The following is an 11904-nucleotide window of genomic DNA, read 5'->3' on the forward strand; positions in this document are numbered from 1 at the left end:
GTGATATTATTGATTATCTTTTTTGATGTTCTTGAACGGCATACCCAGTTCTTTCAGCAGCTCGTAAGCTTCTTCGTTGGTCTGGGCAGTGGTCACGAAAGTGATATCCATACCGGTGATCTTGGTCACTTTATCGATGTCGATCTCCGGGAAGATGATCTGCTCGGTTACGCCCAGGGTATAGTTACCGCGGCCGTCGAAAGCTTTTTCGTTCACACCTTTGAAGTCACGCACGCGGGGCAGGGATACGGCGATCAGCCTGTCCAGGAATTCGTACATGTTCACGCCGCGCAGGGTCACACGTGCACCGATCGGCATGTTCTTACGCAGTTTGAAGTTGGAGATGTCCTTTTTAGACATGGTCGCGATAGCTTTCTGACCGGCGATGCGGGTCATTTCATCTACTGCGATATCCACCAGCTTCTTGTCGCTCACCGCACCGTTGATGCCCTGGTTCAGGCAGATCTTGGTAAGGCGGGGAACCTGCATTACGCTCTTATAGTTAAATTTCTTCTGCAAAGCATTCACTACCTCTGCACGGTATTTGGTTTGCAGCCTGGGTTGATATGATGTGTTTGCCATTATTTAATTACCTCCCCTGATTTTTTAGCGATACGAACTACTTTACCGTTTTCTCTCTGGCGGGCCACACGAGTAGGTTTGCCAGCCTTAGCGTCCCACAACATTACGTTGGAAATAGCGATCGGCGCTTCCTGCTTTACAATACCGCCTTTGGTATTCTGGGCAGTCGGCTTGGTATGTTTCGTGATAATGTTCACGCCTTCCACCAATACACGGGCTTTGTCGGTAATTACTTCCAACACCTTGCGGGGCTTGGTCCGGTCTTTATCATCGCCGGTTACCACCACCACCAGGTCGCCTTTCTTAATGTTGAACTTAGGCTTAAATCTAGTTTTCATCTGTTTGTTTGTTTAAACGCCAAGCAGAACTTTTGCTCCGCTTGATTAATATTATGTCGTTTTTTAAACGGGCTGCAAAGATATGCAAAGATTTCGGATCTTGAATTCCAGCTTTCAAATAAAGGTTTTCTGTATACATAATCCCTTTACCGTCACAACTTGAATCCCAGATCCGAAACCGTTATATCGACTCCTTAAAGCACCTCAGGCGCCAGGGAGATGATCTTCATGTATCCTTTATCGCGAAGCTCACGGGCAACCGGACCGAAAATACGGGTACCGCGGGGCTCGTCGGAGTTGTTCAGCAATACAACGGCATTGTCGTCGAAGCGGATGTAAGAACCGTCGCGGCGACGGAGCTTCTTCTTCGTTCTAACTATAACAGCTTTGGTTACGGTGCCTTTCTTCATGCCACCACCGGGGATAGCATCTTTTACCGTTACTACAATCTTATCGCCTACACCGGCATAATCCTGTCCGGAGTTGCCGAGCACGCGGATGCAGAGTACTTCTTTGGCACCACTGTTATCAGCTACGTTCAGCCTTGATTCTTGTTGTATCATCGTAATACGTTTGTTAATTGTTTGGCAGAGGCTACAGGTACCTTACGGCTCCGGCAGCTTGAAACAAATGAATAATTACTTTACTTTTTCGATTATCTCCACCATGCGCCAGCATTTGTTCTTGCTCAGCGGACGGGTTTCCATAATCCGTACGGTATCACCAATGCTGCACTCGTTTTTTTCGTCGTGCGCCATGAATTTGGTGGTTTTCTTTACGAACTTACCATAGATCGGGTGTTTCACCTTACGCTCAACGCTTACGGAAACAGTCTTATCCATTTTGTTGCTGGATACTACGCCAATCCTGGTTTTTCTTAATTTTCTTTCGGTCATTTTGAAAGTTATTTTACCTCCAAACCGCTGTTACGCGGCTATAAAATTGTTTATTGTTTGCTGGTTGCAATAGCTATCACTATCTCCCCTCCCGGCAAGGATCCCTTAGAATCCCAGCGCTCTTCTGCGAATTTCAGTCTGGATACGGGCGATCTCCCTTCTCATGAAACGGATGCTCATGGGATTTTCGATCGGTGTAACCGCGTGGCTGAACGTGATCTTTTTCAGGCGCAGCGATTCTTCGGACAGTTTGTCTTTCAGATCCTGGTCGCTCAGGCTTTTAAGATCCAGTTTTGCTACTTTAGGCATTGTATTAAATTTTGTTTCTGGTTATCAGGTTTGTTTAATTGATCAGGCGTTGGCCACCATGCATTAGGCAACAAAGTCGCGGCGCACAACGAATTTCACCTTGATCGGCAGTTTCTGTGCCGCCAGCTCCATAGCTTCTTTAGCTACCTGCAGGGGAACACCGTCTGCTTCAAACAGGATGCGACCGGGCTTCACTACGGCTGCCCAATGGTCAGGAGCACCTTTACCTTTACCCATCCTCACTTCCAGCGGTTTGGCCGTGATAGGCTTGTCGGGGAATATACGGATCCACACGTTACCTTCACGTTTCATATGCCTGGTCAGAGCGACACGCGCAGCTTCGATCTGGCGGTCTGTGATCCACTTAGGTTCCAATGCTTTGAGGCCGAATGAACCGAAAGAAAGAGCTGCGCCCCTCTTTGCGTTACCTTTGATGCGGCCTTTGTGCATCTTCCTGTGTTTCGTTCTCTTGGGCTGTAACATCGTTTATGTTGTTAAAAAGTTGTTTAAATGATATTTCTAACGGCTGTGTGATTATTTGCGCGGACCACGGTCTCCACCACCTCTTCTGTCACCACCACCGGGCCTGTCTCTTCTTTCTCCGCCACGGCCGCCACGATCGCCACCGCGATGCTCGCCGCCGCCTGTACGCCCGCCTTCTTCCTTACCGGAAACTGCGTTCGGGTTCAGGTCGCGTTTACCCAGTACTTCACCTTTACAGATCCATACTTTGATACCGATCTTACCGTAAACGGTGAGAGCGAACAGGGAAGCGTAGTCGATGTCCATACGGTAAGTATGCAGGGGCACACGGCCTTGCTTCATTTCTTCTGAACGCGCAATTTCAGCACCGCCCAAACGGCCGCCTACTTTCACCTTGATACCTTCGGCACCCATGCGGAGCGCGGTAGCTATCGCCATTTTGATGGCGCGTTTATAGTTGATGCGGCTTTCGATCTGTTTTGCGATCGTTTCAGCAACGATGGTAGCATCCACCTCAGGGCGACGGATCTCGAGGATGTTGATCTGAACATCTTCTTTACCGGTCAGCTTCTTCAGCTCTTCCTTGATGCGATCCACTTCGTTACCGCCTTTACCTATGATGATACCAGGTTTGGAGGTATGAATGGTAATGATGAGCTTACCCAGCGTGCGCTCGATCACCACGCGGGAAATACCGCCCTTGTTGATACGTGCGTTCAGGTAAGTCCTGATCTTGTTATCTTCGATCAGCTTGACAGCATAATCTTTTTTGCTGCCATACCAATTAGAGTCCCATCCTCTGATGATACCTAACCTGTTACCAATAGGATTTGTTTTCTGACCCATGTTCTGGTTTTATTTGTCTATGAGTTTAAATATAATTTTTCCTACAGTTTGCCTTATTGTGCAGCACGGCCGTCTACAACAATTGTTACGTGGTTACTTCTCTTGCGGATACGGTAACCCCTGCCCTGCGGCGCCGGACGCATCCTTTTGAGAACGCGGCCACCGTCTACGAACACGGTCTTAACGAACAGGTTGGCATCTTCTACCCTTGCGCCTTCATTCTTCACTTTCCAGTTGGCCACTGCGCTCAGCAACAGCTTTTCCAGCGGAGTGCTCGGGTGTTTAGGATGGAATTTCAAAATATTCAAAGCTTTCTCAACATCCAGGCCGCGGATCAGGTCTGCAAGCAAACGCATTTTGCGGGTGGAGGTTGGATTATTGTTCAGCTTAGCTACTGCTTCCATTGTTATTTGTTTCTGTGTTATATAAGTTTCTTGTTTCAGCTTCCGGCCTCGCTGTTTCCTGTGGCTTTCTTTTCTCCTAACTGTTTGTCTCAGCGGAACCGAAAACGGGAAACTTTAAAAACGGATACTACATTTTCTTGTTAGCGTGTCCTTTAAAGTTGCGGGTAGGCGCAAACTCACCCAGCTTGTGACCCACCATGAACTCGGTTACGTAAACCGGGATGAACTTGTTGCCATTGTGAACGGCAAAAGTGTGGCCCACAAAGTCGGGAGTGATCGTAGAGCGGCGGCTCCAGGTTTTGATAACCGTACGCTTGGTGCCTTCGTTCTGTTTTTCTACCTTCTTTTCTAATTTAAAGTCTACGTAAGGACCTTTTTTAATGGAACGACCCATGTGTTTGTTTATTTAAGATCAACCCCGGTTGCCCAGGGCTGAACCTGTTATACGTAATTATAATTTCTTACCGTTCTTGCGGCTGATGATCAGTTTGTCAGAGCTCTTATGCGATTTCCTTGTTTTCAGGCCCTTCGCATATTTACCTGTCCTGGACCTGGGGTGACCACCGGAAGATTTACCTTCACCACCACCCATCGGGTGATCCACAGGGTTCATCGCTACACCACGGTTACGGGGCTTGATACCTCTCCAGCGGTTGGCACCTGCTTTACCGATAGACTGCAGCGCATGGTCTGAGTTAGAAACGGTACCCACAGTAGCCATGCAGGTGTTCAGCACTTTGCGCAGCTCGCCGGAAGGCATTTTCAGAACAGCATATTTTTCCTCCTTGTTGCTCAGCTGTGCATAAGCACCGGCGCTGCGTGCAATAGCACCGCCTTTGCCAGGCTGCAGCTCGATGTTGTGAACAACGGTACCAAGGGGCATATTTTTCAACGGTAACGCATTACCCAGCTCAGGCGCAACTTCAGGTCCGCTCAATACGGTAGAACCTACCTGCAGGCCCTGCGGGGCAATGATGTAACGCTTCTCACCATCTGCATAGTTCAGCAGGGCGATGAATGCGGTACGGTTCGGATCGTACTCAATAGTTTTTACAGTAGCGGGGATGTTTACTTTATCGCGCTTGAAATCCACGATACGGTATTGTTTTTTGTGTCCGCCACCGATGTAACGCATAGACCTTCTGCCCTGTGCGTTCCTACCGCCGGTTCTCTGTGCCGGAGCCAGCAGGCTCTTCTCAGGAGTGTCCGTGGTCAGCTCTGCATACGCATTACCAATCTTCCAACGGGTACCGGCTGTAATCGGTTTGTACTTTTTCAGTGCCATTTTCTACTTAATTCAATGATTTAATAGACTATTATAATTTGATCTGTATATACATCCAGGTTAACGGCTTACGCCGCTAACGGCACTGGTATATTATATGTTAGCATACAGATCGATGGATTCTCCTTCTGCCAGGGTAACCACAGCTTTCTTGTAAGAAGGCTTGCGGCCGGAGATAAAACCTGCTTTGGTAAAACGGGTCTTGTTCTTGCCGGGCATTACCATGGTGTTCACTTCTGCAACGGTCACCCCGTAGAAATCTTCCACAGCTTTCTTGATCTCCAGTTTGTTGGCCTTTTTGTCAACAATGAAGTAAAAGCGGTTGAACTTCTCGGTAGCTTTGTTTACCTTCTCCGAAATCACCGGTTTGATTAAAACATCAGACAGTTTCATCAGCTCTTATTTGATTTGTTATCGGACTGATGGGACCTCGCGGTCTCATCTGTTCTTATTGTTATTGCCGTCCCCGGGTCTTACCCCGCATCACGGCTTGTTTACTTTTAAATTTAATTACGCTTCAACCACGTCTGCCTCTTCTGTAAAGATCTTGGCAGCGCTCTCGGTGAACACCAGGAAGTTGCTGTTCATGATATCGTAAGTGTTCACGTCGCTCAGCACAGTGCTGTCCACAGTCGGGATGTTGCGCAGTGACAGGTATACGTTATCGTTGTATTCGGGAAGCACCACCAGGGTCTTCTTACCGGCAACGTTGATGTTCAGCTTCGTCAGGATAGACTGGAACTGCTTGGTCTTGGGAGCATCCAGGTTGATATCTTCAACGATGATGATGCTGTTTTCCTTCGCTTTGGTAGACAGGGCAGAGATCTTCGCCACGTCTTTCACCTTGCGGTTCAGTTTGATATCGTAACGGTGAGGTTTGGGACCGAAGATGGTACCACCGCCTTTATAGAGCGGGTTACGGATGTTACCTTTACGGGAACCGCCGGTACCTTTCTGTTTGTGCAGCTTGCGGGAAGCACCTTTCACCTCGGCACGGGTTTTCACCTTGTGAGTACCCTGGCGCTGTGCAGCCAAATACTGCTTAACAGCCAGGTAGATCACGTGATTGTTCGGCTCCACGCCAAAGATCTCTTCAGGGAGCTCGATGGTTCTGCCGGTTTTCTTACCTTCTATATTTAAAATATCAAGTTGCATGTTACTTCTGGATTAAAACGATTGAACCAATGTGGCCGGGAACGGAACCACTTACCAGGATATAATTCTTCTCAGGGAATATCTTAACGATCTTCAGACCTTTCACTTTCACCCTTTCATTACCGGTCTGGCCAGCCATACGCATGCCCTTGAAAACGCGGGAAGGATAAGAAGAACCACCTACGGAACCGGGAGCGCGCTGACGGTCGTGCTGGCCGTGCGTAGCTTCACCCACACCGGAGAAACCATGGCGTTTTACAACACCCTGGAAACCTTTACCTTTGGAAGTACCCACAACGTCAATTTTCTCACCTTCTGCGAAGATCTCGCAGGTGAGAGTTTCACCCAGGGCTTTAGCCACGGATGCATCCGGGTTGCGGAATTCTGTAACGTAACGTTTAGGGGAGGTTTGTGCTTTCGCGAAGTGATTCTGTTCTGCTTTGGTGGTGTTCTTTTCTTTCTTTTCACCAAATGCTACCTGAACAGCGTCGTACCCGTCGGTGCTCTGGGATTTCACCTGGGTAACCACGCAGGGACCGGCTTCGATAATGGTAACGGCTGTTTGTTTGCCGTTGGCCTCGAAGATGCTGGTCATACCAATCTTTTTACCAATAATACCTTTCATTGTGTTATATAATTTAGCCCAGCGCCTGAGGGATCTCTAGCTATCCTCAGGATGAGCGGTTTAAATGCTATTGGGCGGCTACCCGGAAGGCGTAGCCTATTGTTGATGCTGTCGTCATAAAACAACCCCGGGCGGGCTTATTATCTCGCAGTTATCCACCCTTTTAGCGGATCAATGAAACTTCTGCTGATGCTCACCCTGCTGAGGTCCTTTCTCCTACGCTTTGATCTCCACTTCAACCCCGGAAGGCAGGTCGAGCTTGCTCAACGCGTCCACCGTCCTGGAAGAAGAGGTGTAAATGTCCAACAAACGCTTATGCGTACACAGTTGGAATTGCTCACGCGCCTTTTTGTTAACGTGCGGAGAACGCAGTACCGTAAAGATTTTCTTCTCTGTAGGTAAAGGAATAGGACCTGTTACCACGGCACCCGTGTTACGCACGGTTTTAACGATCTTCTCGGCAGATTTATCCACCAGATTGTGATCGTAGGACTTCAGCTTGATTCTAATTCTCTGAGACATATGCAATGAACTTCTTCTTTATTACCCCTCAATTTGGGAGGGCAAAGGTAATGTTTATTTTAATTGCGACAAATAATTTTAGGGGATATTTCAGGAGAATATTGACTTTTTGCCGCTGTTTCCATAGTTTTATATACATCCGGGCCAACCCGCGCAAGGTACCCATTTTATTTAACTTTTTTATTTCCAGCCGTTTACCGGCTTAATACGGCACTTTTCCATGCGAATCCGCCTGATCACTATATTTATCCTTTTTTCCCTCCCCGCCCCCGCCCAGCAACGGGATTCCATCCCCCGGGAACCAGACCCCGGCTATTACGAAGATCTCCAGGCAGACCAGCTCCCCGTATTCCCCGGGGGCAACAACCGCCTCCGCAACTACATCCTCACCAACCTCGTGATCCCCTACCTCCGCCTCGATAACGATACCACGGTTACCATTATGGTCGATTTTACCGTGGAACATACCGGCGAGGTCACCAACGCCCGCGTCCGCACGCCCGGCTTCCGCCAGCTGGACAAAGAAGTGCTCACCGTATTCAACCAGATGCCCCCCTGGCAGCCGGGTTACCTGGACCGCAAACCTGTCAGCCTCCAGCTTTCGCTGCCCGTCACCGTCAACCTGGGCAACTCCAAACGCAAACCCTACAAAGTACCCGTGCCCGAGCTCAGCAACCTGCCGCAATACCGCGGCGGCGACCAGGCCCTGGCCTACTTCATCCGTAAAAACCTGCAATACCCGCCGGAAGCGCGTAAAGCAGGCGTCAGCGGCGCCATTACGGTAGAGTTCCTCGTCATGTCCAACGGTACGGTCGGCAACGCAGGCACCCTCGGCGAAGTGATCGGCTACGGCCTGGAAGAGGAAGCCGTGCGCATCGTGGAAAAAATGCCCCGCTGGATCCCCGCCCGGCTGGACGGGAAGCCCGTTACGGCCAAACATAAGGTCGTTATCCGCTTCGAACTGCCCAGATCCGCCGCCCCAAAAGTGAAAACGGACTGATACCCGCTTTCCAGCGCGTACCAGCCCGTCCGCAGGGTATATTCCTTACTTTTCCGGGTGTTATTTTTTCATATCAGCCTCGATCTGCCGCTGCATTTTCCTGCCAGGCAGGTAGATCTGGAAACCCAGGTTCAACCCCACCCTGTGCGCAGTGGTGGAACTGCCGAAGCCCACGGTCAGGTCATATTTCAGCAGGCCTTCCAGGGCGATGTTCGGTGTAATGAAATACGCCAGGCCAGGCCCGAAACCAACGCCAAGACCATTGGTATTGGTGCTGCCGCCACCGTCCACGTCCACGTTCACACCATTCACGCCCACATTGCCTTCCAGGAACCAGCGGGTCTTGTCCAGCACTTCAATGCTCTTATCCTTGATGTAATACCGGCCAAATGCGCCAACACCGTAGGTAAATGTCGTAGACCCGTTGCCGGTGGTCAGGCCCAGGTTCACCATGGGGCCGACGGCCAGGTCGTCTTTGATAAACCATCCCGCCTGCGGTGTCAGGTTCAGGCTGAACGTACTTCCGCCGTCCTGGAATGTGCCGCCGATATTCGCCAGCTGCGCGCCTACCAGCACATTTCCCTTCTGCGTCTGTGCCTTGATGTTCGTTGTAAATAAAACGCCTGCCAGGATGAGGGTTAAGTAACCAATTTTCTTCATAGTATTTGTTTTTGATGAAATTGCTTGCGATGAACTTTTCCAGGCAGGGGATAACAGGATATAGTTGATTATGAACGCGATAGCTTTACTTTTAACAGCCGGGGTTTAAAAAAGTTGACTGCATTCCGCATTTTTTTAGGCTGGCAGACAATTTGTTGCTGTTTGTTCTGTTCTTTACATAAATCCGCAACTATGAAACCATTGGCCATATCAACCCTGTTCCTCTGCCTCCTTGGCGCCACTTTAGCCTGCAAAAAGAATTCCGGCAACCCCAAACCGCCTGATGAAGATCCCGACTGGCCAACTGATAAAGTGAGGGTAGTGCTGGATAAGAATATTTCCCGCCCCTGGGAGATCCTCTGGGGCCCCGACAATCACATCTGGATGACCGAACGCGGCGGCAAGATCAGCCGGGTAGATCCCAAGACCGGCAAACTGAAGCCCTTACTCACCCTGCCGGACATCGTGGCCAACGGCGAAGGCGGCTTGCTAGGCATGGTGCTGCATCCTGATTTCACGCAAACGCCGCATGTGTTTATCGTGTACAACTATGGCAATCCTTACCGGGAAAAGGTCGTGCGCTACATTTACCAGAACGGCACGCTTGCCCAGCCAGCCATTCTCATCGACAATATTCCCGCAGCCGGCATCCACAATGGTTCCCGCCTGGTGATAGGGCCGGACGGGAAGCTGTATTATACCACGGGAGACGCCAGCCAGGCAGACAACGCACAAACTACTACCTCGCGCAGCGGCAAGGTGCTGCGGCTGAACCTGGATGGCAGCATTCCTTCAGACAACCCGGTTGCGGGCAATCCCATGTGGAGCTTCGGCCACCGCAATCCCCAGGGGCTCGTGTATGTGAACAATATCCTGTATGCTTCCGAGCATGGCGCCGGAGTGGAAGATGAGGTGAATATCATCGAAAAGAACCGCAACTATGGCTGGCCCGAGGTGGAAGGCCCCTGCAACGGCGGCGAGGTCACTTTTTGCAACACAAACAATGTGAAACCGCCGATCTGGAGCACCGGCGGCGGCACTTTCGCGTTATCAGGACTGGATTACTATAACCACGACCGCATCCCGCAGTGGAAACATTCACTGATACTGGTGAGCCTTAAGAACGCCACGCTTTACCAGCTAAAACTCTCCGCCGACGGGCAAACGGTGAGCAGTTCCAAAAACTATTTCGCCAACCGTTTCGGCCGCCTCCGGGACGTTTGCGTGTCGCCCGGCGGGCGGGTGTACATTTGCACGGATACTTCGCCGGGCAAGATCATCGAGGTTAGTGATCCGGAATAATGAACAAATACTAAAAATCTTTGCATAGTTAAATACACTATTTTCGATTCCTCGTTTATTGATTACCATTAAGGTGGTCATTCTCGATAAATAGTGTTAACTTTGAAATTAACTTAAAAGTGAAGTGCGTTAAGGGGTCTTTAATTCTATATCAACGCCTGAATGGATTTATGCTGTACAGTTTTCACCAGGAAGGCTATAAGGAATGCGAGTTAGATAACTTTCTCTCGATATATGACAATGATGAAAATGCAGATAATATCAACCAAATTGCCACGGCCTTAAGGGAATTTGCAAAGAGGGGCGTAGACAGGAGAAGATTCAGGCCAAAAGGCGAAGGGCCCGTAGATGCTTTGTTAGCAGGTCCCGGTCAATTGCGGCTATACATTATACCCTGTTCTGAAAATTCCCTCATCGTTGGAAATGGATGCTTTAAAAATAAAAGACTCACCCAGGAAGTACCTGAATGCAAAAAAGCCTGGGATCTAATGGTTGCGCTTGATAAAGCATTCAGAAGCAGAATGCAGGATAAAAGCATTTATTGGCAGGAAAAATGGGATGGGAATTTAATGTATTCTGAACTGGCGGGCGATCTGTATTTTGAATTAGGTGACTGTTAATAATAAAATTATGGCTACAAAATTAGATCAGGTTTACGACAGGGTACCGGAACATACAAAACTGATGGTATCCAAATCCTTTGACATCAGTGAAAGAATTCTTGACATATTGGATGAAAAAGGCTGGACGCAGAAAGATCTGGCAGATAAATTATCCAAGAAGGAATCTGAAATCAGCCGATGGATGAAAGGAACGCATAACTTCACTTTGGAAACTATTGCAAAAATAGAAGTTGCATTAGAGCAAACTATATTGGATACTTCTCCCCGAAGAGAGCGTAATGTGATCGGACAAATTAATGTAGTAAAAACTATCTACCTGGACCCGTCTTCAGGCGGTAAAGAAATTAATGCTACCCTGGAAGGATTTACCCAACTTTTCGAAATTAAAAGGAAGCTTTCTTTTTAAATAGCCCACATGAAATACGGAATCAGGATAATAGGTTTGGATATAACAAATTATACGGTGGATAGTACAATTTCCCTGGATAATTTGACCAAACCCAGAGGAACATTAAATATACGAGCTTCAGTGAATGCAAAAGCCCCGGAAAAAGAGTTGGCCGTTAAAGTAATGATCCAGTTTTACCTGGATGATCCCCAGGACGAAAAATCTCAACCCATGCTCATTGGTTCAGTGGATACTCTAACCGAATTTTTGATCGACGACTGGGATAACCTTATAAAAAGGCAGGGAAATCTTTATCTCGTCGATAATGAACTCAAATCTGAACTTATCAGGATAGCTTATGATTCTACAAGGGGCTTGGTGAGACAGCGTGGGGAAAATCACTTAATTGGGAAAATAGTGTTACCTGTTTTTGATCCGAACGAAATATCTCCTGCTTCTAAAGAATAAAAACATAAAAAAAGCCCC

Annotated in this window: 20 protein-coding genes; 5 read left to right on the forward strand and 15 right to left on the reverse strand. The window is 48.6% G+C overall.

The genetic code is table 11. The features are described 5' to 3' along the window. Positions 1 to 6: 6 nt before the first annotated feature. The 14 genes from rplE to rpsJ form a co-directional block, all read right to left on the reverse strand. Entirely contained in the window at positions 7 to 582 is a 576-nt protein-coding gene (gene rplE, locus R3I13_RS15440; RefSeq protein ID WP_346318855.1) for a 50S ribosomal protein L5, read from the reverse strand. Beyond that, the gene (gene rplX / locus R3I13_RS15445) at positions 582 to 920 is read right to left on the reverse strand and encodes a 50S ribosomal protein L24 (RefSeq protein ID WP_346318856.1); all 339 of its coding nucleotides are present in this window, start codon (positions 918 to 920) and stop codon (positions 582 to 584) included. Before rplX ends, rplE begins: the two co-directional genes overlap by 1 nt. 194 nt (positions 921 to 1114) lie before the next feature. Further along, a complete protein-coding gene (gene rplN, locus R3I13_RS15450; protein ID WP_109698268.1) occupies positions 1115 to 1483 on the reverse strand; it encodes a 50S ribosomal protein L14 in 369 nt (122 codons plus the stop codon). Positions 1484 to 1558: 75 nt separating this feature from the next. Further along, positions 1559 to 1816 (reverse strand): 30S ribosomal protein S17, encoded by a 258-nt coding sequence (rpsQ, locus tag R3I13_RS15455; RefSeq protein WP_120516916.1) that lies wholly within the window; start codon positions 1814 to 1816, stop codon positions 1559 to 1561. 105 nt (positions 1817 to 1921) lie between these two features. Continuing rightward, complete coding sequence (rpmC, locus tag R3I13_RS15460) at positions 1922 to 2125, reverse strand: 50S ribosomal protein L29 (RefSeq protein ID WP_346318857.1); 204 nt, start codon at positions 2123 to 2125, stop codon at positions 1922 to 1924. A gap of 63 nt (positions 2126 to 2188) precedes the next feature. Then, complete coding sequence (gene rplP / locus R3I13_RS15465) at positions 2189 to 2608, reverse strand: 50S ribosomal protein L16 (protein ID WP_119078756.1); 420 nt, start codon at positions 2606 to 2608, stop codon at positions 2189 to 2191. Positions 2609 to 2659: 51 nt separating this feature from the next. Beyond that, the gene (gene rpsC, locus R3I13_RS15470; RefSeq protein WP_346318858.1) at positions 2660 to 3454 is read right to left on the reverse strand and encodes a 30S ribosomal protein S3; all 795 of its coding nucleotides are present in this window, start codon (positions 3452 to 3454) and stop codon (positions 2660 to 2662) included. A gap of 53 nt (positions 3455 to 3507) precedes the next feature. Further along, complete coding sequence (rplV, locus tag R3I13_RS15475) at positions 3508 to 3858, reverse strand: 50S ribosomal protein L22 (protein WP_119078754.1); 351 nt, start codon at positions 3856 to 3858, stop codon at positions 3508 to 3510. Between the two features lie 127 nt (positions 3859 to 3985). Then, positions 3986 to 4252: a 30S ribosomal protein S19 gene (gene rpsS / locus R3I13_RS15480; protein WP_120516921.1), complete on the reverse strand. Its 267-nt coding sequence runs from the start codon at positions 4250 to 4252 to the stop codon at positions 3986 to 3988. A gap of 57 nt (positions 4253 to 4309) precedes the next feature. Next, positions 4310 to 5143 carry a 50S ribosomal protein L2 gene (gene rplB / locus R3I13_RS15485; protein WP_346318859.1) on the reverse strand — a complete coding sequence of 278 codons (834 nt, stop codon included), beginning with the start codon at positions 5141 to 5143 and terminating at the stop codon, positions 4310 to 4312. Between the two features lie 93 nt (positions 5144 to 5236). Continuing rightward, positions 5237 to 5536 carry a 50S ribosomal protein L23 gene (rplW, locus tag R3I13_RS15490; RefSeq protein ID WP_120516923.1) on the reverse strand — a complete coding sequence of 100 codons (300 nt, stop codon included), beginning with the start codon at positions 5534 to 5536 and terminating at the stop codon, positions 5237 to 5239. A 117-nt stretch (positions 5537 to 5653) separates the two neighbouring features. Then, positions 5654 to 6298 carry a 50S ribosomal protein L4 gene (gene rplD / locus R3I13_RS15495; protein WP_346318860.1) on the reverse strand — a complete coding sequence of 215 codons (645 nt, stop codon included), beginning with the start codon at positions 6296 to 6298 and terminating at the stop codon, positions 5654 to 5656. Position 6299: 1 nt separating this feature from the next. Beyond that, positions 6300 to 6923 carry a 50S ribosomal protein L3 gene (gene rplC / locus R3I13_RS15500; protein ID WP_346318861.1) on the reverse strand — a complete coding sequence of 208 codons (624 nt, stop codon included), beginning with the start codon at positions 6921 to 6923 and terminating at the stop codon, positions 6300 to 6302. A gap of 216 nt (positions 6924 to 7139) precedes the next feature. Beyond that, positions 7140 to 7445: a 30S ribosomal protein S10 gene (gene rpsJ / locus R3I13_RS15505; RefSeq protein ID WP_012789286.1), complete on the reverse strand. Its 306-nt coding sequence runs from the start codon at positions 7443 to 7445 to the stop codon at positions 7140 to 7142. Positions 7446 to 7665: 220 nt separating this feature from the next. On the opposite strand from rpsJ, the gene R3I13_RS15510 reads away from it, so the two are divergent. Then, positions 7666 to 8445, forward strand: coding sequence for an energy transducer TonB (locus tag R3I13_RS15510; protein ID WP_346318862.1), 780 nt, complete (start codon positions 7666 to 7668; stop codon positions 8443 to 8445). 60 nt (positions 8446 to 8505) lie between these two features. On the opposite strand, the gene R3I13_RS15515 is transcribed toward R3I13_RS15510, so the two are convergent. Further along, the gene (locus R3I13_RS15515) at positions 8506 to 9105 is read right to left on the reverse strand and encodes a hypothetical protein (RefSeq protein WP_346318863.1); all 600 of its coding nucleotides are present in this window, start codon (positions 9103 to 9105) and stop codon (positions 8506 to 8508) included. A gap of 192 nt (positions 9106 to 9297) precedes the next feature. Between R3I13_RS15515 and R3I13_RS15520 the strand changes: the two genes are divergently transcribed. From R3I13_RS15520 to R3I13_RS15535, 4 genes are all read left to right on the forward strand, one after another. Beyond that, positions 9298 to 10407, forward strand: a complete 1110-nt coding sequence (locus R3I13_RS15520) for a PQQ-dependent sugar dehydrogenase (protein ID WP_346318864.1) — start codon at positions 9298 to 9300, stop codon at positions 10405 to 10407. 170 nt (positions 10408 to 10577) lie between these two features. Continuing rightward, positions 10578 to 11027 (forward strand): hypothetical protein, encoded by a 450-nt coding sequence (locus R3I13_RS15525; RefSeq protein ID WP_346318865.1) that lies wholly within the window; start codon positions 10578 to 10580, stop codon positions 11025 to 11027. A gap of 10 nt (positions 11028 to 11037) precedes the next feature. Continuing rightward, entirely contained in the window at positions 11038 to 11436 is a 399-nt protein-coding gene (locus R3I13_RS15530) for a helix-turn-helix transcriptional regulator (RefSeq protein WP_346318866.1), read from the forward strand. A gap of 9 nt (positions 11437 to 11445) precedes the next feature. Then, a complete protein-coding gene (locus R3I13_RS15535) occupies positions 11446 to 11886 on the forward strand; it encodes a hypothetical protein (protein WP_346318867.1) in 441 nt (146 codons plus the stop codon). Positions 11887 to 11904: the final 18 nt, after the last annotated feature.

The sequence above is a fragment of the Chitinophaga sp. YIM B06452 genome, assembly GCF_039655965.1.
Lineage (GTDB): Bacteria > Bacteroidota > Bacteroidia > Chitinophagales > Chitinophagaceae > Chitinophaga.

Bases quoted from the DNA above. Each gene is read 5' to 3' on its own strand.
- rplW (WP_120516923.1), bottom strand. From the start codon at position 5,536: ATGAAACTGTCTGATGTTTTAATCAAACCGGTGATTTCGGAGAAGGTA.
- rpsS (WP_120516921.1), bottom strand. From the start codon at position 4,252: ATGGGTCGTTCCATTAAAAAAGGTCCTTACGTAGACTTTAAATTAGAA.
- rplV (WP_119078754.1), bottom strand. From the start codon at position 3,858: ATGGAAGCAGTAGCTAAGCTGAACAATAATCCAACCTCCACCCGCAAA.
- rplC (WP_346318861.1), bottom strand. From the start codon at position 6,923: ATGAAAGGTATTATTGGTAAAAAGATTGGTATGACCAGCATCTTCGAG.
- R3I13_RS15525 (WP_346318865.1), top strand. From the start codon at position 10,578: ATGCTGTACAGTTTTCACCAGGAAGGCTATAAGGAATGCGAGTTAGAT.
- rplB (WP_346318859.1), bottom strand. From the start codon at position 5,143: ATGGCACTGAAAAAGTACAAACCGATTACAGCCGGTACCCGTTGGAAG.
- rplD (WP_346318860.1), bottom strand. From the start codon at position 6,298: ATGCAACTTGATATTTTAAATATAGAAGGTAAGAAAACCGGCAGAACC.
- R3I13_RS15530 (WP_346318866.1), top strand. From the start codon at position 11,038: ATGGCTACAAAATTAGATCAGGTTTACGACAGGGTACCGGAACATACA.
- R3I13_RS15515 (WP_346318863.1), bottom strand. From the start codon at position 9,105: ATGAAGAAAATTGGTTACTTAACCCTCATCCTGGCAGGCGTTTTATTT.
- rpsC (WP_346318858.1), bottom strand. From the start codon at position 3,454: ATGGGTCAGAAAACAAATCCTATTGGTAACAGGTTAGGTATCATCAGA.
- R3I13_RS15535 (WP_346318867.1), top strand. From the start codon at position 11,446: ATGAAATACGGAATCAGGATAATAGGTTTGGATATAACAAATTATACG.
- R3I13_RS15510 (WP_346318862.1), top strand. From the start codon at position 7,666: ATGCGAATCCGCCTGATCACTATATTTATCCTTTTTTCCCTCCCCGCC.
- rpsJ (WP_012789286.1), bottom strand. From the start codon at position 7,445: ATGTCTCAGAGAATTAGAATCAAGCTGAAGTCCTACGATCACAATCTG.
- rpsQ (WP_120516916.1), bottom strand. From the start codon at position 1,816: ATGACCGAAAGAAAATTAAGAAAAACCAGGATTGGCGTAGTATCCAGC.
- R3I13_RS15520 (WP_346318864.1), top strand. From the start codon at position 9,298: ATGAAACCATTGGCCATATCAACCCTGTTCCTCTGCCTCCTTGGCGCC.
- rplN (WP_109698268.1), bottom strand. From the start codon at position 1,483: ATGATACAACAAGAATCAAGGCTGAACGTAGCTGATAACAGTGGTGCC.
- rplX (WP_346318856.1), bottom strand. From the start codon at position 920: ATGAAAACTAGATTTAAGCCTAAGTTCAACATTAAGAAAGGCGACCTG.
- rplP (WP_119078756.1), bottom strand. From the start codon at position 2,608: ATGTTACAGCCCAAGAGAACGAAACACAGGAAGATGCACAAAGGCCGC.
- rplE (WP_346318855.1), bottom strand. From the start codon at position 582: ATGGCAAACACATCATATCAACCCAGGCTGCAAACCAAATACCGTGCA.
- rpmC (WP_346318857.1), bottom strand. From the start codon at position 2,125: ATGCCTAAAGTAGCAAAACTGGATCTTAAAAGCCTGAGCGACCAGGAT.